At 68.9% G+C, this 15,871-nt stretch carries 20 protein-coding genes and 1 tRNA gene; 12 read left to right on the top strand and 9 right to left on the bottom strand.

Annotated elements, in window-relative coordinates:
* Nucleotides 1-3 precede the first annotated feature (3 nt).
* Genes KBZ33_RS04855 through KBZ33_RS04865 form a run of 3 tightly spaced genes read right to left on the bottom strand, consistent with a single transcriptional unit; the run spans nt 4 to nt 2,781 of the window.
* The gene (locus KBZ33_RS04855) at nt 4-318 is read right to left on the bottom strand and encodes a hypothetical protein (protein ID WP_254950735.1); all 315 of its coding nucleotides are present in this window, start codon (nt 316-318) and stop codon (nt 4-6) included.
* 37 nt (nt 319-355) lie between these two features.
* The gene (locus KBZ33_RS04860) at nt 356-931 is read right to left on the bottom strand and encodes a hypothetical protein (RefSeq protein WP_254950736.1); all 576 of its coding nucleotides are present in this window, start codon (nt 929-931) and stop codon (nt 356-358) included.
* Nucleotides 928-2,781 (bottom strand): FAD-dependent oxidoreductase, encoded by a 1,854-nt coding sequence (locus KBZ33_RS04865; protein WP_254950737.1) that lies wholly within the window; start codon nt 2,779-2,781, stop codon nt 928-930. Before KBZ33_RS04865 ends, KBZ33_RS04860 begins: the two co-directional genes overlap by 4 nt.
* Before the next feature lie 138 nt (nt 2,782-2,919).
* Here KBZ33_RS04865 and metG point away from each other — a divergent pair, with 138 nt between their 5' ends.
* Entirely contained in the window at nt 2,920-4,470 is a 1,551-nt protein-coding gene (metG, locus tag KBZ33_RS04870) for a methionine--tRNA ligase (protein WP_254950739.1), read from the top strand.
* On the top strand, nt 4,467-5,597 hold the full coding sequence (lptC, locus tag KBZ33_RS04875; RefSeq protein WP_254950741.1) for an LPS export ABC transporter periplasmic protein LptC: 1,131 nt from the start codon (nt 4,467-4,469) through the stop codon (nt 5,595-5,597). Before metG ends, lptC begins: the two co-directional genes overlap by 4 nt.
* On the opposite strand, the gene KBZ33_RS04880 is transcribed toward lptC, so the two are convergent.
* On the bottom strand, nt 5,515-6,192 hold the full coding sequence (locus KBZ33_RS04880; RefSeq protein WP_255011569.1) for a cofactor assembly of complex C subunit B: 678 nt from the start codon (nt 6,190-6,192) through the stop codon (nt 5,515-5,517). The genes lptC and KBZ33_RS04880 overlap by 83 nt on opposite strands.
* Before the next feature lie 84 nt (nt 6,193-6,276).
* On the opposite strand from KBZ33_RS04880, the gene psb32 reads away from it, so the two are divergent.
* From psb32 to KBZ33_RS04910, 6 genes are all read left to right on the top strand, one after another.
* Nucleotides 6,277-6,978, top strand: a complete 702-nt coding sequence (gene psb32, locus KBZ33_RS04885; protein ID WP_254950744.1) for a photosystem II repair protein Psb32 — start codon at nt 6,277-6,279, stop codon at nt 6,976-6,978.
* Nucleotides 6,979-7,000: 22 nt separating this feature from the next.
* Complete coding sequence (pxcA, locus tag KBZ33_RS04890) at nt 7,001-8,146, top strand: proton extrusion protein PcxA (protein ID WP_254950745.1); 1,146 nt, start codon at nt 7,001-7,003, stop codon at nt 8,144-8,146.
* On the top strand, nt 8,136-8,714 hold the full coding sequence (cobU, locus tag KBZ33_RS04895) for a bifunctional adenosylcobinamide kinase/adenosylcobinamide-phosphate guanylyltransferase (RefSeq protein WP_254950746.1): 579 nt from the start codon (nt 8,136-8,138) through the stop codon (nt 8,712-8,714). The genes pxcA and cobU overlap by 11 nt, the downstream gene beginning before the upstream one ends.
* 12 nt (nt 8,715-8,726) lie before the next feature.
* On the top strand, nt 8,727-9,218 hold the full coding sequence (locus KBZ33_RS04900) for a tRNA (cytidine(34)-2'-O)-methyltransferase (RefSeq protein ID WP_254950748.1): 492 nt from the start codon (nt 8,727-8,729) through the stop codon (nt 9,216-9,218).
* Nucleotides 9,219-9,357: 139 nt separating this feature from the next.
* Nucleotides 9,358-10,380, top strand: a complete 1,023-nt coding sequence (locus tag KBZ33_RS04905; RefSeq protein ID WP_254950750.1) for a M23 family metallopeptidase — start codon at nt 9,358-9,360, stop codon at nt 10,378-10,380.
* Nucleotides 10,381-10,426: 46 nt separating this feature from the next.
* Nucleotides 10,427-10,500 (top strand) — tRNA-Met (locus tag KBZ33_RS04910).
* Nucleotides 10,501-10,624: 124 nt separating this feature from the next.
* Here the strand turns inward: KBZ33_RS04910 and KBZ33_RS04915 are convergent.
* Nucleotides 10,625-10,972, bottom strand: coding sequence for a hypothetical protein (locus KBZ33_RS04915; protein WP_254950752.1), 348 nt, complete (start codon nt 10,970-10,972; stop codon nt 10,625-10,627).
* A 90-nt stretch (nt 10,973-11,062) separates the two neighbouring features.
* Between KBZ33_RS04915 and KBZ33_RS04920 the strand changes: the two genes are divergently transcribed.
* On the top strand, nt 11,063-11,662 hold the full coding sequence (locus KBZ33_RS04920; protein WP_254950754.1) for a peroxiredoxin: 600 nt from the start codon (nt 11,063-11,065) through the stop codon (nt 11,660-11,662).
* Nucleotides 11,663-11,666: 4 nt separating this feature from the next.
* Here the strand turns inward: KBZ33_RS04920 and purQ are convergent, their stop codons facing one another.
* Both purQ and purS read right to left on the bottom strand, forming a co-directional pair.
* On the bottom strand, nt 11,667-12,320 hold the full coding sequence (gene purQ, locus KBZ33_RS04925) for a phosphoribosylformylglycinamidine synthase subunit PurQ (protein WP_254950755.1): 654 nt from the start codon (nt 12,318-12,320) through the stop codon (nt 11,667-11,669).
* Between the two features lie 13 nt (nt 12,321-12,333).
* Complete coding sequence (gene purS, locus KBZ33_RS04930; protein WP_094584545.1) at nt 12,334-12,591, bottom strand: phosphoribosylformylglycinamidine synthase subunit PurS; 258 nt, start codon at nt 12,589-12,591, stop codon at nt 12,334-12,336.
* Between the two features lie 93 nt (nt 12,592-12,684).
* Between purS and KBZ33_RS04935 the strand changes: the two genes are divergently transcribed.
* Nucleotides 12,685-13,047 (top strand): hypothetical protein, encoded by a 363-nt coding sequence (locus KBZ33_RS04935; RefSeq protein ID WP_254950757.1) that lies wholly within the window; start codon nt 12,685-12,687, stop codon nt 13,045-13,047.
* A gap of 16 nt (nt 13,048-13,063) precedes the next feature.
* Here the strand turns inward: KBZ33_RS04935 and cobW are convergent, their stop codons facing one another.
* Nucleotides 13,064-14,164 carry a cobalamin biosynthesis protein CobW gene (gene cobW / locus KBZ33_RS04940; protein WP_254950758.1) on the bottom strand — a complete coding sequence of 367 codons (1,101 nt, stop codon included), beginning with the start codon at nt 14,162-14,164 and terminating at the stop codon, nt 13,064-13,066.
* A 72-nt stretch (nt 14,165-14,236) separates the two neighbouring features.
* Entirely contained in the window at nt 14,237-14,695 is a 459-nt protein-coding gene (locus tag KBZ33_RS04945; protein ID WP_254950897.1) for a pentapeptide repeat-containing protein, read from the bottom strand.
* Between the two features lie 141 nt (nt 14,696-14,836).
* On the opposite strand from KBZ33_RS04945, the gene upp reads away from it, so the two are divergent.
* On the top strand, nt 14,837-15,502 hold the full coding sequence (gene upp, locus KBZ33_RS04950) for a uracil phosphoribosyltransferase (RefSeq protein WP_254950759.1): 666 nt from the start codon (nt 14,837-14,839) through the stop codon (nt 15,500-15,502).
* A gap of 40 nt (nt 15,503-15,542) precedes the next feature.
* Nucleotides 15,543-15,827 carry a hypothetical protein gene (locus tag KBZ33_RS04955; protein WP_254950761.1) on the top strand — a complete coding sequence of 95 codons (285 nt, stop codon included), beginning with the start codon at nt 15,543-15,545 and terminating at the stop codon, nt 15,825-15,827.
* Nucleotides 15,828-15,871: the final 44 nt, after the last annotated feature.

The raw sequence follows: 15,871 nt of genomic DNA on the forward strand, positions 1-15,871 counted from the left end.
AACTCAGGGACTGAGGTTGTACCGGCTCATCGCCTGCTGCTTGCAGATGGTTTCGGCCTGGGCAATGGAGGCGCGGGCATTCACCTGCTGGGCCACGCACGTGCAGGTGTCCCTCGCCAGGCCCGCCGGCACAGGCTTGCCCGCCTTGGCGAAGTCGGCGTTCACCGCCTGCGTGCAGTAGTGGATGATCAGCTGGTCACGCATGTTGTTGAGGCCCTGGGCCCGGGCAGGGAGGCAGGCCAGCAGCAGGGCCGAACCCGCCAGGGAGAGCAGCGCGGGCAGGGGCCGACCGGCGAATCCGGTGGTGGTGACGACCATGGGGTGACGACACGGAGTTGGAGCATTTTCGCCGACCTCAGGTCAGCAGGCAGCGCCGCCGCCAGAGCAGCAGCAGCACCAGCCCCACGCAGGCCAGACCCACCGCCGCCGGGAACAACGCCGTGGTGAGCGTCAGGCGCTCCAGGGACAGGAGCACCAGCAGATTGCGCAGCACGAACAGGCCGTAGAAGCCAGCCCGTTCCTGCTCCGGGTGTGAATAGGCCCGCCGCAGGGTGGGGCCGAAGCCCAGCAGATCCACCAGGGTGAGGATCACCACGGCCCAAAGAGGATCGGCGGTGAGGACCCAGAAGGGCAGGGCCGAGCTGGCCCCCACCAGGAACAGCCAGTCACTCGCGGTGATCTCCCGGTCGGCGCCATGGGCGTGGGCCAGCCAGGCGATGAAGAAGGTGATCAGGGCCGACACGCCGGTGGGCCAGGCGCCCACGCCGGCTCCGCCGGCGCGTTGGGCCAGGAACACCAGCAGGGTGGTGACGCCCCAGATCAGCCAGGAGAAGACATGGGGGCGGGTGCGACCCGATCGGATCGAGACGATGTAGGGGAGGAAGGCCGCGAAGGTCAGCGCGATGGCCGCCGCGCTGAACAGCGCCTTCACGGCACGGTCCGCGAGACCCGCAGCCAGGGCCCCCAGGGGTTGAGGCAGCCGATCAGGGCCACAGAGGTGGGGCCTTCGAGGCCCAGCAGCCAGTGATGCAGCGCTGGCTCCAGGGTGATCAGCGGCCAGGCCCCCGCCTCACCATGGAGCACGTAGCCGCCTTGGCCATCCGGCACCAGTTCGCCGCGCCACAGCCGCTCGCCAGGCTCCGGGGGAGGCGCCAGCCCTGCCAGCTCCGCGCTCGCCCCAAGCTGCCCGCGCCGATCCAGTCGCTCGGGCGCCTCCAGCGCCCGAAGCTGCCGCTCGCGCCAGAGGGGGTGATGCCAGGGGGTGTCCCATAACGGCAACACCCCGGCAGGGGCGAAGGGATCACTGATGAGGGCCTCCTGCAGGCGGCGCACGGGTAGAAAGGCCGGCTCCAGCCCGTGGCGCACGCAAAGCGCCGCCGCCAGCCCGGCGGCCTGGCCGATGTTGAGCACCAGGGGCTGCAGCCGGGTAGCCCCATTCGCCATGTGGCTGACCCCGAAGCACTTGTCGGCGGCCAGCAGGTTGGACACCCCCTCACTCACCAGGGCGCCGTAGGGAATGGTGAACGGGGTGCCGCTCCAGCGCCCGCCCCAGCGGCAGCTCTTGGGGGCCAGGGGCCAGTCGCCGCCAGGGTAGTGGTGGTCGTTGGCGTAGTTACCCACGGCGATGCTGCTCAAGGCCCCATCGGCATCGCAGCGGAGCGGGGCGATGCAGGCTCCGCTGGCCTGGGGCAGCAAGTGTTGCTCCAGCACCAGCTCCTGGGCCACCAGTCGGCGGCCCTCACGCCAGTAGGGCATCAGCGCCAGGGACTCACCACCGTCCAACCGGCCGGCCATGGCCTCTTCCTGGCTCGGGAAGACGGCGGCCGGCCCCAGCCAGCCGCCGCTGGCCTGGCGCAGGGTGGCGGCGAAGGCTTCGCTGTGGTCGCGCATCGCGTCGTTCAGATCCCGCTCGGCCGCCTCGGCTTCGGCGGCGCCACAGGCAACCTGCTCGGTGAAGGCCCGCTCCAGGCCGTGGTGCCAGTCGTTGCCGTGCAGGGGCCAATTCAGCATCACCAGGCCTCCGGGCAGGCGGCCGTAGGTGAGGGTGCGCTCCAGGCCGAAGGCTTCGGTGGCTCTGGCAAACGGGGCGTCAAGGGACGGGGGGGAGTGCTGCCAGGCCTCCCGATCGGAGGCGGCCGTTTCTCCCCGTTCGTCCAGCTGGCCCAGGCACACCCAGGTGGGCGACTGGACCGGCTGCTGCTGGAAGAAGGGATCACGCGCGAGGCGCTGGGCTGTGGGGGCGCTGGGCTCCTGCCACAACTCTCTGGCTTCCCAGCCGAAGCGGTAGGGGGCACCGGCCAGGGGAAACAGGTCGCCGCGGTCACTGCCGTCGATGACGATCGTGGGCAGCAGGCGCCGCTGGAGGCCGCCGTGCCCCACGCTCACGGCGCTGATGCGATCGCCGTCCCGCTCGATCGGCCCCAGCCGGGCCCCAGCCCACCATTCGAGCCGGGCTTCAGCGGCCACCCAGCGGCGCAGGATCCGCTCGGCGCTGGCGGGGCGGTAGCCGAAACAGCTCACCCAGTTCTGATCCAGACCCTCCGGCTCGCTTCTCTGCAAGGCCCGCAGCAGCGCCCCCCACAGGCCGCTCTGCCAGGGGCTCAGCTCATTGCCATCGGGGGCGCAGACGCCAGCGGCGCTCACCATCCCCCCCAGCCAGGGCCCGGGGGTGAGCAGCAGGGTGTGGCCCCCGGAGCGGGCGGCCTGCAGGGCGGCGGCGACACCACCGCTGCCACCGCCCCAGACGAGAACCTCTGCCCGGCGATCAAAGCCCGTACGCATCTGTGACGAGGGGGCCGGGATCAGGACGTCAGCATCCCATCCCAGGGCCACAGTTAAGATCCGAACCCCGGGCCAGGTCCCAGCGGCGTCACGGGGACCCTTCCTGCCGCCGGCGGATCCGGCCGACGTCGCCTGCCGATGACCTATACCCTCACCACCCCCCTCTACTACGTCAACGACCGTGCCCACCTGGGCAGCACCTACACCACCCTGGCCTGCGACAGCATCGCCCGCTTCCGGCGGCTGCAAGGGGAACGGGTCACGTTCATCACCGGTTGCGACGAGCACGGCCTCAAGATCCAGCGTTCGGCGGAAGCCTCCGGTCTCACCCCCCAGGCCCACTGCGATGCCATCAGCGGCGAGTACCGCGACCTGTGGCGGCGCTGGGGCATCAGCAACGACCGTTTCATCCGCACCACCGATCCGCGCCACCGGGCGATCGTGCAGCAGTTCTTCGCCCGGGTGGAAGCCAGCGGCGATGTGATCGAAGGCCGCCAGCAGGGCTGGTATTGCGTCGCCTGTGAGGAGTTCAAGGAGGAATCACCGGCGGCCCAGGAGCCCCATTGCTCCATTCATCTGCGTCCCCTGGAATGGCGCGACGAGCTCAATCTGTTCTTCCGACTGTCCCGCTACCAGGAGCAGATTGAGCAGCTGGTGGCCAGTGACAGCTTCATCACACCGCGCTCCCGCCGCCGGGAGGTGGAAAACTTTGTTGCCGGAGGCCTGCGCGACTTCTCCATCTCCCGGCTCGACCTGCCCTGGGGCATCCCCGTGCCCGGCTACGAGGGCCATACCTTCTATGTGTGGTTCGACGCCCTGCTGGGCTATCTCTCGGCCCTGCTGGAGCCCGACGATCCCGCCGACCTGACCCTGCTGGCCGAGCGGGGCTGGCCCGCCCAGCTGCATGTGATCGGCAAGGACATCCTGCGCTTCCACGCCGTCTACTGGCCGGCGATGCTGCTGTCGGCCGGGCTGCCCCTGCCGGAGAAGGTGTTCGGCCACGGCTTCCTCACCCGGGAGGGCCAGAAGATGGGCAAGTCGCTGGGCAACGTGCTCGACCCGGACGTCCTGCTCGAGCGCTGCGGCGCCGATGCGGTGCGCTGGTACCTGCTGCGGGACATCCCCTTCGGCGATGACGGCGATTTCCAGCAGCAGCGCTTCACCGACCTGGTCAACAACGACCTGGCCAACACCATCGGCAACCTGCTCAACCGCACCTCTTCGATGGCGCGGCGCTGGTTTGATGGGGCTGTGCCGCCGGCCGCTGACGCCGCTGGCGCCGACCATCCCCTGGCCCTGCGTGCGACGGCCTGCGGCGTTGCCGTTGACGCTGCCCTCGAGGCGCTGGATTTCCGCTCGGCGGCCGTGGCGATCCTGGAGCTGGCGGAGGCGGCCAACGGCTTTCTCAATGACCGGGCCCCCTGGAAGGCGATCAAGAGCGAGGACGGCCGTGCCGGCGTGGCCGCCGATCTCTACGCCGTGCTGGAGACCAGCCGCTGGGTGGCCCTGCTGCTGGCCCCCCTGTTGCCCGATCTCTCGGGGCGCATGCTGGGCCAGCTGGGTCAACCGGAGCTGGCAGGCGACACCGGCTGGACGGCGGCCCGACACTGGGGGAAGCTGGCCTGCGGCCATCCCCTGCCCGAGCCGACGCCGGTGTTGGCCCGTCTGGAACTGGATTCCCCCCTTTGACCCCTCCCCTCCTGGCCCGACCCTGGCACCTGGCGGCTGCGCTGCTGCTGCTCCCGGGCTGCGGTGGCGGCGAGGTCACCCGCGAGACGCCCCCCACCCCCTTCGTGTTCCGCTCCTTGAACCTGCGCCAGCAGGACGTGCTGGGGCGGCCGAACTGGGAACTCACCAGTCCGGAGGCCCGCTACGACCTGCGGCGGCGGGTCGCCCGGGCCCTGCTGCCCCGGGGCGTGATTTACAGCGACGGCAAGCCCGCCTATCGGGTGGAAGCCTCCACCGGAACGGTGATCAACGACGGGGCCGTGATCCTGCTGGAGGGACGGATCCGCCTGCAGCGCCTGGGCAGCGCACCGGTGATGATCCAGGGTTCCCGGGTGCGCTGGCTCCCCAGCCGCAACCTGATGGAGATCGACCGGCACCCGGAGGGCTTCGATCCCCACACCCGGCTCTCTGCTGAGCGGGCCACCTTCCGCCTCGACAAGGACACCCTGGAGCTGCAAGGGAAGCCGCAGCTCAAGCGCTGGGCCCAGGCCTTCGATCCCTTCCAGGCCAATCCCGTTGGCCCCCCCCAGATCGCGGTGACCGTAGCGTCGGTGCTGTGGCAACCCGGCAGCGGTGCCCTCACCGCCGGGGGGCCGGTGCTGGGGGAACGGCGGCCACCGGGTTCGGCCACTGGCGCTCCTCCCCAGACCCTCACGGCCACCTCGCTGAAGGGAAACACCCAGACGCAGCAGTTCTATCTGGGACCGCCGGTGCTGTTCAAGGATCCGGCGGTGGCGGGCGGCGTCAGGGCCCGGGGCCAGGCCATGCAGGTGGATGCGGCCCAGCAGCTGGTGCGGATTCCGATGGGTTGTCTGATCGAGCAGGCCGGTGCCAGCCTCCAGGCCCAGAGTTGTGCCTGGAACTGGCGGACCCAGGCGATCGCGGCTGATGGCTCGGTGTTGCTGCAACGGCCCGCCAGTCGCCAGCTCACCCGGGGCAGCTTGCTGCGGGGCCAGCTGGGCGCGAAGGGTTCCGTTGTCGTGACCGCCCCGGGCGGGCGGGTGTTCAGCCAATTCCAGGTGCCGACGACGAAGGCACCTCCTCGGCCGGCTCCTCCCCGCCCGAAACCCGAGCCAATTCGCCTGTAAGGCGCCGGCCCCAGCCCTCCACCCAGACGAGATCACTGCGGCTGAAACAGCGGGGCGACCAGCCGCCCAGGACCAGGACCCCCTCCTCACCCAGGGGCTGGACCAGGACGGCCGGCAGGCCTGTGGGCAGGGCGGCGAATTCATCCCGACCCGGATAGAGCTTCAGATCCACCAGGGAGATCGCCTTGCCTGTGGCCATCGAACGCCTGCAGATCGCGCCCGGACGGAACCCACCGCTGCCAAGCAGACCCCGTTCCAGCAGGACGCGGCCGCGCCAGTGGAGCAGCAACACCGCCGCCGGCGTCGCCGTCAGGAGCATGGTGCTGCCCCAGCCCAACTCTTCGGCCAGCGGGCCCTCCAGATCCGGAGCCAGGTGCAGTCCCTCACGGCCCTCCAGCGGCACCCGTTCCGGCGCCAAGGGCTCCACCCGCTGCCACAGCAGGGCCACCAGTAACAACAGCACCGACAAGATGCTGCCCAGCACCGAGGCGCGCTCCAACGAAGGGTCGAGGCTGGGAGCGGTCATCTGGTTGACCACGACCAGAACCAGTCCCGTCAGACCACAGGCCAGAACGACGCGGGCGGCGGCGGGCATCGCCATCGTGGAGTTCCATGGTCCGAAGGTGACTTCAGGATGCCGGAACGCTGCGGCAACGGCAGACTGGTGGCGTCTTGCACGATGGCCTTGGCTTCAGTGAGCCCTTTGCGGCGGTCCCTGCTTTCCCTGGTGCTGGCCCTGGTCCTGGTGCTGGCCGCTCCGGTCGCGGCCGCCCTGGCCCTGTCCGCCGCCGACCTGCCAACCCGCCCACCGGTCGAGCATGTGCTCGATGGCGCCAAGGTGCTCAGCCGGGCCGGCAAAGCCGAAATTGAGCACCAACTGGAGGACTTCTCCGCCGAACGGGTCGACGCCCGCCTGATTACGCTCAGCCGTCTGGATTACGGCCTTGACCTCAACAGCCTGGCCGAGCAGTTGCTGGAGCGTTGGTCGGCCGATCCCCCGGCTGGCAGCAGCCCGGATCCGCTGCTGTTGCTGTTGATCGATACCCAGACCCGCGCCACGGCCATTGCCGCCCAGGCCCCCCTCGACCGGCAGCTGCCCACCGAACTGCTGCAGAGCACGGCGGCCACCACCATGGCCCAACCGCTGCGCAGCGGTGATCGCTACCGCCAGGCGGCTGTCGATGCCCTGCAACGGCTTGCCACCGTTCTCCAGGGCGGTGAAGATCCGGGGGAACCCGTCGTCGAGGAGAGCGCCGCCGTCGTCAGCAACATTCCCAGCCGCGAAGAGACCTCCAGCAGCAACGCCTTCACCTGGGTGATCGTCCTGCTGGTGGTGGGGACCGTGGTGCCGATGCTGACCTGGTGGGTCTTCTCCCGTTGATCCCTCCGCGCCGTGCCTCCCCATGGGACTGACTGACTGGATGGGCACCTTCGGGCGGGCCCAGTCCCTCGACCTGAGCTCTGACCTCGAGCGCGGCTATGAAGCCGCCCTGCTCATCCAGAGCATCGAGATGGAGCACTACAACGACCGCCCGGTGCGTCCCGAGCTGGAGCTGAGGATTCCGCGGGCGATGCAGGCCCAGGTGCTGCGCCGCTTCCGTGCCGCCCTGCAGGTCTGCCGGCAGGCCAGGACCGTGCTGACCCCCTACCGGCAGGAACTCTCGGGCCAGGAACTGCGCCAGTTCCAGCTGATCGACATGGTCACGGGCCGTTACGCCGTTGAACGGGAGGAGTTGCCGGCTCTCAGCCGCTCGCCGGAGATGCTGCCCCGCAGCCTGGTGAGCGTGGTCGACACGGTGCGTCGCCAGCTGGATCCGGAAGCGGAGGCGAGCGTGCTGGCCGGCTTCCGCCGCCGCCGCGACTCCACCCTGGTGTCCCTGCGCATCCTGCTGCTGTTGATTCTGGTGCCGGTGCTGGTGCAACAGGTGAGCCGCACCTACGTGGTCTCGCCCCTGGTGGATCGCTTCGCCCCCGACAACGCCTTCCTCACCTACCCCAAGCCCCACCTGGAAGAACGGGCGGTCGAGAAGCTGCGCGTCTACCAGGCCGAGATCGAGTTCGATGCCCTGCTGGAGGGCAAGCCGCTGCCGAGCCGCGAGGAGCTCCAGGTGGAGCTGGCCAAGCGGGCCCATGTGCTCAAGGAGGAGGCCGATCAGGAGAGCACCCATGCCATCAAGAACGTCCTGGCGGACATCTCCGGCTTCATCGGTTTTGTGGTGATCGCCATCGCCGGCCGGCGCGATCTCCAGGTGCTGCGGGGCTTCATCGATGAACTGGTCTATGGCTTGAGCGACAGTGCCAAGGCCTTCGCCATCATCCTGTTCACCGACATCTTCGTGGGATTCCACAGTCCGGAAGGCTGGACCGTGCTGCTCAATGGCGTCGCCCACCATCTCGGATTGCCGGCCCGGGAGAACTTCGTGATGCTCTTCATCGCCACCTTCCCGGTGGTCCTGGCCACGATCTTCAAGTACTGGATCTTCCGCTACCTCAACCGCGTTTCGCCCTCCTCGGTGGCCACGCTGCGCAACATGAACGGTGGCGGCTGATTCTCCGGCCGGGGGCCAGCGACAGCCACGGCTCACCCTGGTCAGCGGGCCCTCGCGGGGGGGCAAGAGCCGCTGGGCCGAGCATCTGGCCGCCCAGAGCGGCCAGGCGGTTGTGTACCTGGCCACCGGGCCGTCGCTTCCCGATGACCCGTCCTGGCAGGAGCGGCTGCAGCGCCATCGCCAGCGGCGCCCGCCCCAGTGGGGCTGCCGCGAGGTGGGCGGCGAACTCGCCGCCCACCTCGCCGGCCTGGAGCCCGGACAGCTGGGCCTGGTGGATTCGCTCGGTACCTGGGTGGCCGCCCACCTGGACCTGGAGCCGGGGGCCTGGACGAGACGCTGCGACGAGCTGATCGCGGCTGTTCACCGCTGCCAAGCGCCCCTGGTGGTCGTCTGCGAGGAAACGGGTTGGGGGGTGGTCCCGGCCACGGCGGCGGGATCCCGCTTCCGCGACCGGCTGGGGTCGATGCAGCAGGAGCTTCAAGGCCACAGCGAGGCGGCCTGGCTTGTCCTGCAGGGTCGTGCCATCGACCTGCTGGCCCTCAGCCAGCCCGTCCCCCCCTGCGGCTGAGGCCCGCTCCCCATGCCCCGCGTCGTTCTGTACCAACCCCAGATTCCCCCGAACACGGGCAATGTGGCGCGCACCTGCGCCGCCACCGGCTCGGAGCTCCATCTGATCGAGCCCCTCGGCTTCACGATCAGCGACCGCCACCTGCGCCGGGCCGGCCTGGATTACTGGCCCTGGGTGTCGCTGCAGTGCCATGCCGACCTGGGGTGCTTCCAGGCGGAACGGCAGCGGCGGGGGGGGCGGCTGGTGGCCCTCAGCAGCCAGGTGGACACGGCCTACACGGAGTTCCGCTTCCGTTCCGACGACTGGCTGCTGTTCGGCCGCGAGACGGACGGATTACCGAATGCCCTGCAGGCGTCGGCCGAGGCGCGTCTCACCATCCCCATGGCCCGCGCTGCCCGCCACGGCGAGGGGGGCGTCCGCAGCCTGAATCTCTCGGTGTCCGTTGGCATCGTGCTGTTCGAGGCCCTGCGCCAGCTGGGACCCGAGGGTCGAACCGACGGCTGAGATCCCAGCAGCTCTGTCCTGCCGACCCGTCCGAGTTGTGCCTGAGGAAACTTGCCGCAGGAGGTTCATGGCGCTACTCTCTGCCGGACCCGCAGATGTTGGCTTCTCTGCTGGGTTTTGTCCGATGGATGTGAAATGCATGAAGCCTTTCCGCTTGATTCTTCCCTTTCTTCTCTCCACACCGGCCGTCGTGCCGCTCGTGGCTGTCCTTGCAAACGACGCCGCCAACACCGCGTCCACTGAAACCCTCCTGGCCTCCCTGCCCACGTCCGCTGACCGGGTCTGGGTCAAGGTGCGCCGCCCCGTCTCCATTGAGGAGCTCTCGACGGCCCTCAACCTCGATGAAAGCCGCCTGGCCCGTCTGAACGACGTCGACGAGGACCATCGCTTCAGCAACGGCGACTGGCTCGTGCTGCCGTCCCGCGGCAAGGAACGCCTCGGGCGCATCGCCTCGCTGGACACGTCCGTCCAGCGTCAGTCCGCGCCTGTCTCCACCCCTCCGCCGCTGGAGGCCGACGGGATCGTCCGCCTCGGCGACACGCTGCTCAAACTGGCTCAGCGCTACGGCCTCAGCGTGGCCGAGCTGGTCCGGCTGAATCCAGGCCTGGAAACCGCCCGCCTCGTGGTGGGCAGTCAGGTGCGCCTGGTCCAGTCGGCCCCCGGCCGTTCCCGCAGGCTGCTGGGCCTGAAGCCGGCGGCGAGCGGCGGCCTCAGCTGGCCCGATATCCCGGATTTCGGCGACCCCCAGCCTCCGTTCAATGGCGGCAGCAACGCACCTTCCACCACCTGGATCTGGCCCACCCAAGGGGTCTTCACCTCCGGCTTCGGCTGGCGTTGGGGCCGGATGCACAAAGGCATCGACGTGGCCAACAACGTTGGAACTCCGATCATGGCCGCCAAGGAAGGGCAGGTCTCCTTCGCCGGCTGGCATGCGGGCGGCTACGGCTACCTCGTGGAGATCCACCACCCCGACGGCAGCCGCAGCTTGTATGCCCACAACAGCCGCCTGCTGGTGGCCAAAGGTGAAATGGTGTCCCAGGGGCAAGTGATCAGCCAGATGGGCAGCACCGGCCGGAGCACCGGTCCCCACCTGCACTTTGAGATCCACCCTCCCAGCCGTGGAGCCGTCAACCCCCTGCAGATGCTCCCTCCCCGGGCCTGATCCGCCCCGGGGGCGGAGAAGGTGATCGTCTAGGATCACTTCGATTGGCTCGGTAGCTCAGCTGGTTAGAGCGTGGGATTCATAACCCCAAGGTCGGGAGTTCAAGTCTCCCCCGAGCCATTGTGGAGACGTCATTCGACGTGATGGAAACATTGGAGGGCTGCAATCCATGGGGATGCGGACTCAAGAGTTTCTTCCGTCTGAGCCTTTGATGATTCAGCCCATCAAAGGTCCTTTATCGGCTTCAGCGCATCTCAATGGCGTTGAGCCGTTCGCGGAAGCTGCGGGCATTGGCGGCCTCCTGACTTTCTGCCGTTTCGATGGGAACCTGCACCGGAGCGATCACGGGCAAAGGGGCAGGGGCGGCGGCCTGGGGGGTCTGAATCGGACGACGGCTGCGCCCGTAACCCCCTGACTGGGAGCGGTTCTCGAGGGCGCGGGTGAGACTCTTGCTGCGGTTGGCGGCGCCTACGGTCTCGCCATCCTTGGGACGGATCAGGGGGTTGCCTTTGAGTTCGGAGCGCAGCTGATTGATCAGGCGGAAATGGCCGGTGGTGTTGTACTTACGCAGAACGGTTGGATCCCAACCCATGGCGTTTAGATTTCTAGCTTGACAACCATCGTAGGGCCAGGCTCGCTGGGGGCAGCATGGGGGTTGGATCACTCCCCAACACGACCCACCATGACCAGCACCGGCAGGCTCGTTGGCCTCCAGGCCCCCGACTTTCGCGCCACCGCCGTGGTGGATCAGGAGTTCCGCGAACTGTCACTGCGCGATTACCGCGGCAGGCATGTGGTGCTGTTTTTCTATCCCCTCAATTTCACCTTCGTCTGTCCCACGGAGATCACCGCCTTCAGCGATCGCCACGCCGATTTCGCCCGCCTCGCCACCGACATCCTGGCCGTCTCCGTCGACAGCCCCTTCAGCCACCTGGCCTGGGTGCAGACCGAGCGCAAGAACGGTGGCCTGGGGGATGTGGCCTACCCCCTGGTCTCGGACCTCAACAAGGAGATTTCGAGGGCGTACCAGGTGCTGGATGAGGCGGCCGGAACGGCCCTGAGGGGGCTGTTCCTGATCGATCCCGATGGCGTGATCCGGCACAGCACCATCAACGACCTGGCCGTCGGCCGCAGTGTCGATGAAACCCTGAGGGTGCTGCAGGCCTTCCAGCTCGTGCGCAACGACCCGGGCCAGGTCTGCCCGGCCGACTGGACCCCGGGAGCGCACACCCTGGCTCCGGACCCCAAGGGCAGCCGGAACTTTTTCGCCGCGCTGGAGTGACGCCTCAGCCCAGCAGCGACGCCAACAGGCGGCGGCCATCGAGCCCACCGGTGATGGGATCGCAGGCCCGCTCCGGATGGGGCATCAGGCCGAGCACGCGGCCCGTCGGGTCCGTCAGGCCGGCCACATCTCCCCGGGAGCCATTCGGGTTGGCGACGTAGCGCAGCACGACACAGCCCTGATCCTCGAGGCGTTGCAGCTCCTGGGGCTCCACCTGGTAACGCCCTTCCCCGTGGGCGATCGGCAGGCTGATCCGCTCGTCGGCGCCATAGGCAGCCAGCCAGCGGCAGGCTCCCGGCCGTACCTCCAGCTCGCTGCTCTGGCAGAGGAAGTGCAGGTCCCGGTTGCGGGTCAGGGCCCCGGGGAGCAAGCCCATTTCCGTGAGCACCTGGAAGCCGTTGCAGATGCCGAGCACCGGCCCGCCGCGCTCGGCGAACGTGCGCACCTCCTCCAGCACCGGGGCGAAACGGGCGATGGCGCCGCAGCGCAGGTAGTCGCCGTAGCTGAAGCCGCCCGGGAGCACGACGGCGTCCAGGCCGGACAGGTCCCGCTCCTCGTGCCAGAGGAAGCGCACGGGAATGCCCAGACAGCCTTCCAGGGCCCAGGCCACGTCCCGATCACAGTTGGAGCCGGGAAACACAACAATGCCAACGGTCATCGGTTTGCTCCCCTCAGCCCGCTTCCGCCAGATCCAGCGACCAGTCCTCGATCACCGGATTGGCCAGCAGACGGTCACTGAGCAGTTCAAGACGGGCCTGGGCGGTGGCCCGATCCGGCGCCTCCAGATCCAGTTCGATCGCCTTGCCGATCCGCAGCCGCTTCACGCCCTCCACGCCGAGCCGGGCGGCGGCGGCGCGGGTGGCCTCCCCGGCGGGATCCAGCACGGAGGGTCGCAGGGAGACCTGAACGCGGGCGTTGAAGAGCGGCACCGGAGGCACGGACGTTTGTTAAATCTTGGCAGCACGCCCCACCACCCTCCCGGCGACTGACCAGCCTGGGGTTGGTCCCATGTTCCGCTGGCCGTGGTGCCTTCCCTGCGGAGGTTTCTGCTGGATCCGCTGGGCCACCATCTGCTGGCCTGGCTCATGGGTCTCTCCCTGGCTTGCGCCGCCTTGCAAGCCCATTCCCTGCCGGGCCTGGTCGCGTTGCAGTGCCGCCTGGCGAATGGTCCCTGGCAGGACTGCCACATGCAGGTGGAGGAGCTGGGCCTGCACTGGTTCCTGCTGGTGGGGGGGGAGCGGATCGAATTCCGCCACGATGGCCGCGGCAAGGTGACGATGCTGAAGCCCTCTGGCGGCTGGCAGTCGGTGCACAGCCGCTGGGTGGAAACCACGGATCTCTGCTGGGATGGGGTCTGCGCCAGGGGGGACATCCCCCTCGACTGAGCTGGCCTGTCGCTGTTCAGAGCTGATCGAGGGCCAGGCGCAGGGGGCCGGCGGCTCCGGCGGTGGCCAGGACCACCAGCTCCAGTCCATCGGCGTTCTGCTCGCCGGGTTCAGCGGCGGCCTCATCGTTGGGGGGGGAAGCCGCGCGCTCCTCGTACCAGCACTCGAGGCGGCGGCCGACCCCCTGGATCTGCAGCGGCAGCCGCTTGCCGCCCTGGCGCAGCCGGCCCTTGAGCCGCACCACCGGATGCTCGATCAGCAGCCGTTGCAGCTTCGCCTCCAGGGCAGCCCGCTCCCAGCGGCCGGAACGGCGCAGCAGCAGCGATTCCATCGCCACGTGGGCATGGTCGTGGTGGTCATGGTCATGGTCATGGTCATGGTCATGGTCGTGAGCGTCCTGGAGGTGTTCGCCCTCCTCCCGCCCAGGCCCATCCAGCACCAGGGAGGGATCGAGCTGGCCCCGGGCCATCGGCAGCACCACGGTGCCGGGGCGCAGGCCCGCCGCCAGGCTGGCCTTCACCCGCTCGAAGGCCTCAGGCTGCAGCCGGTCGGCACGGCTGACCAGCACGAGATCGGCGGCGCCGAGCTGGTCGGCGAACAGATCCTCGATGGCACTGATGTGGTCGAGGCTGGGATCGGCCAGGCGCTGGGCCTCCACCGCGGCGGCATCGCCGACCACATGGCCGGCAGCCAGGGCTTCGCCGTCCACCACCGTCACCACCCCATGCACGCGCGTGCGGCTGCGGATCTCCGGCCAGCCGAAGGCGGCCACCAGGGGTTCGGGCAGGGCCAGGCCACTGGTTTCCACCACGATGCCGTCGAGGCGATCGGCGCGCTCCAACAGGCGGGTCATGGTGGGCAGGAACTCGTCCTGCACCGTGCAGCAGAGACAGCCGTTGGCAAGTTCCACCAGGCGGCCCTCGAGCTCGTCGTCCGGGCAGAAGCCGCAGGCGGCGAGCAGGTCGCCGTCGATGCCTACCTCGCCGAACTCATTGACCAGCACGGCCAGGCGCAGACCGCTCTCCAGCAACAGGTGGCGCAGCAGGGTGGTCTTACCGGCCCCCAGAAAACCGGTCACCACCGTGACCGGCAGACGTCTGGAGAGGGTGGCCGTCATCAGAGCAGACGCGAAGGCAAGAACCGAAACCTAAGGGAGTTGCGGCCAACTCCATGCAGGGCCAGCGGGACGTCAGCGGCAGCCGAGGCTTTCGCTGGTGGCCACACCGGTGACGGGGTGGCGGCCGGAGGCGCGGGCGCAGAGGGCTTTTTGCTCGGGCATATCGAGCACCGCGTCGCTGAAATCAGCCCCTTCGATCTGGGCATCCCGGAAGCGGCTCTGCATCAGCATGGCGTTGCGGAACTGGGTCCCGCGCAGGTCAGCACCGTCGAAGCGGGTGGCGTAAGCCACGACGTCCTCAAGATCGGCGCCGCGCAGATCCGCCTGGCGCAGATTGGTGGAATTGAACACGGCCCCACGCAGATCGGCGTCGCGCAGGTCAAAGCCCTCCATGGAGGCCTTGAGGAATTCCTGTTGCTGCAGATTGCGCCCCCGCAGATCCGGATCGAGATCCTGGAAGGAACGCTGGGCGCGCAGTTCCGGGGCGGTGATCGCCAGCACCGGTCCCACCGGCAGCGCGGCCCAGAGCATCACCAGCACCAGCACGGCACCCCGCAGGGCCCAGGCCCTGCGGGCAATCACGGCAAAAGCGATCGCGGCAAAGGACTGAAAGCTTGGGGCCATGCCACACCGGTACGCTGCCGGTTCAAGCTATGGCAGACGCAGCCCGTCATGAGCATGTCCCTGCGGGTGGTGGTCCCCCCCCATCCCCTGATCGGCCACTGGCTCACCCTGCTGCGCGATGGCGCCACCCCCTCGCCCCTGTTTGCCACGGCGATGGCGGAACTGGGCCGCTGGCTCACCTATGAATCCCTGCGCGACTGGCTGCCCCATCGCCAGGTGACGGTCGAAACGCCCTTGGGCCGCAGCGAAGGACAGGTGGTGGATCCGCAGGTCCCCCTGCTGGTGATTCCGGTGCTGCGGGGAGGATTGGGTCTGTGGCAGGGGGGCCAGACGGTGCTGCCTTCAGCCCAGCTGGCCCATGTGGGCCTGGAGCCCTGCGGTCCGGAGCACAGGCCCCACTGGTTCCTGGATGATTTGCCGGCCAGCATCGATCCCCGCAGCGGCGTGCTGGTGTTCCTGCCCTGCCTGGCCAGCGGCTCCATCCTGTTGGCGCTGCTGGACCGGCTCCAGGGTCTTGGTGTGGAAGGCCAGCGGCTGCGGGTGATCACTCCCCTGGCGGCCAACCCTGGACTCCAGGTGGTGGGGGAGCGCCACGGCCAGCTCACCATTTACTGCGCCGGCATTGACCCGGAGGTGGACGATCGGCACCGCATCGTGCCCGGTTTCGGGGAGGTGAGTGAGCGGTTGTATGGGATCGCCTCCGCCACTGCCTAGGCTGAGCCTCCCTTACGAGCTCACTGACGGGTGCAGGTTCATGGCTGATTCCAGGGAGCAATCGTCCGCCGGTGGGCTCGTGCTGCTGGCGGGGGCCGCCGGTGCGGTGGTGGGAGCTGCAGGCCTGGCGGTCTGGCTGCTGCGCCGCGCCGAACGGCGGCACCTCGTGCAGCGCCAGCTGCGGATGCTGCGCCTCTCCCGGCTGGCGGAGGCCAGCGGCGAGCCGCCGGTGGGCCGTGACCAGCTGCACGACCGCGTCCAGAAGCTCAACCAGGCGATTGACGAGGTGCGCCGTCAGCTGGAGCAGCTGCAGCCCCAGCCCTGAGGGCGCAGGCCCCTCGGTAAGTTGCTGCAGAACTGATCCTCCCC

The organism is Cyanobium sp. Cruz-8D1 (genome assembly GCF_024345975.1).
GTDB lineage: Bacteria > Cyanobacteriota > Cyanobacteriia > PCC-6307 > Cyanobiaceae > Cyanobium.

Bases quoted from the DNA above. Each gene is read 5' to 3' on its own strand.
- KBZ33_RS04855 (WP_254950735.1), bottom strand. From the start codon at position 318: ATGGTCGTCACCACCACCGGATTCGCCGGTCGGCCCCTGCCCGCGCTG.
- KBZ33_RS04865 (WP_254950737.1), bottom strand. From the start codon at position 2,781: ATGCGTACGGGCTTTGATCGCCGGGCAGAGGTTCTCGTCTGGGGCGGT.
- metG (WP_254950739.1), top strand. From the start codon at position 2,920: ATGACCTATACCCTCACCACCCCCCTCTACTACGTCAACGACCGTGCC.
- KBZ33_RS04880 (WP_255011569.1), bottom strand. From the start codon at position 6,192: ATGCCCGCCGCCGCCCGCGTCGTTCTGGCCTGTGGTCTGACGGGACTG.
- psb32 (WP_254950744.1), top strand. From the start codon at position 6,277: ATGGCCTTGGCTTCAGTGAGCCCTTTGCGGCGGTCCCTGCTTTCCCTG.
- pxcA (WP_254950745.1), top strand. From the start codon at position 7,001: ATGGGACTGACTGACTGGATGGGCACCTTCGGGCGGGCCCAGTCCCTC.
- KBZ33_RS04900 (WP_254950748.1), top strand. From the start codon at position 8,727: ATGCCCCGCGTCGTTCTGTACCAACCCCAGATTCCCCCGAACACGGGC.
- KBZ33_RS04905 (WP_254950750.1), top strand. From the start codon at position 9,358: ATGAAGCCTTTCCGCTTGATTCTTCCCTTTCTTCTCTCCACACCGGCC.
- KBZ33_RS04915 (WP_254950752.1), bottom strand. From the start codon at position 10,972: ATGGGTTGGGATCCAACCGTTCTGCGTAAGTACAACACCACCGGCCAT.
- KBZ33_RS04920 (WP_254950754.1), top strand. From the start codon at position 11,063: ATGACCAGCACCGGCAGGCTCGTTGGCCTCCAGGCCCCCGACTTTCGC.
- purQ (WP_254950755.1), bottom strand. From the start codon at position 12,320: ATGACCGTTGGCATTGTTGTGTTTCCCGGCTCCAACTGTGATCGGGAC.
- cobW (WP_254950758.1), bottom strand. From the start codon at position 14,164: ATGACGGCCACCCTCTCCAGACGTCTGCCGGTCACGGTGGTGACCGGT.
- KBZ33_RS04945 (WP_254950897.1), bottom strand. From the start codon at position 14,695: ATGCTCTGGGCCGCGCTGCCGGTGGGACCGGTGCTGGCGATCACCGCC.
- upp (WP_254950759.1), top strand. From the start codon at position 14,837: ATGAGCATGTCCCTGCGGGTGGTGGTCCCCCCCCATCCCCTGATCGGC.
- KBZ33_RS04955 (WP_254950761.1), top strand. From the start codon at position 15,543: ATGGCTGATTCCAGGGAGCAATCGTCCGCCGGTGGGCTCGTGCTGCTG.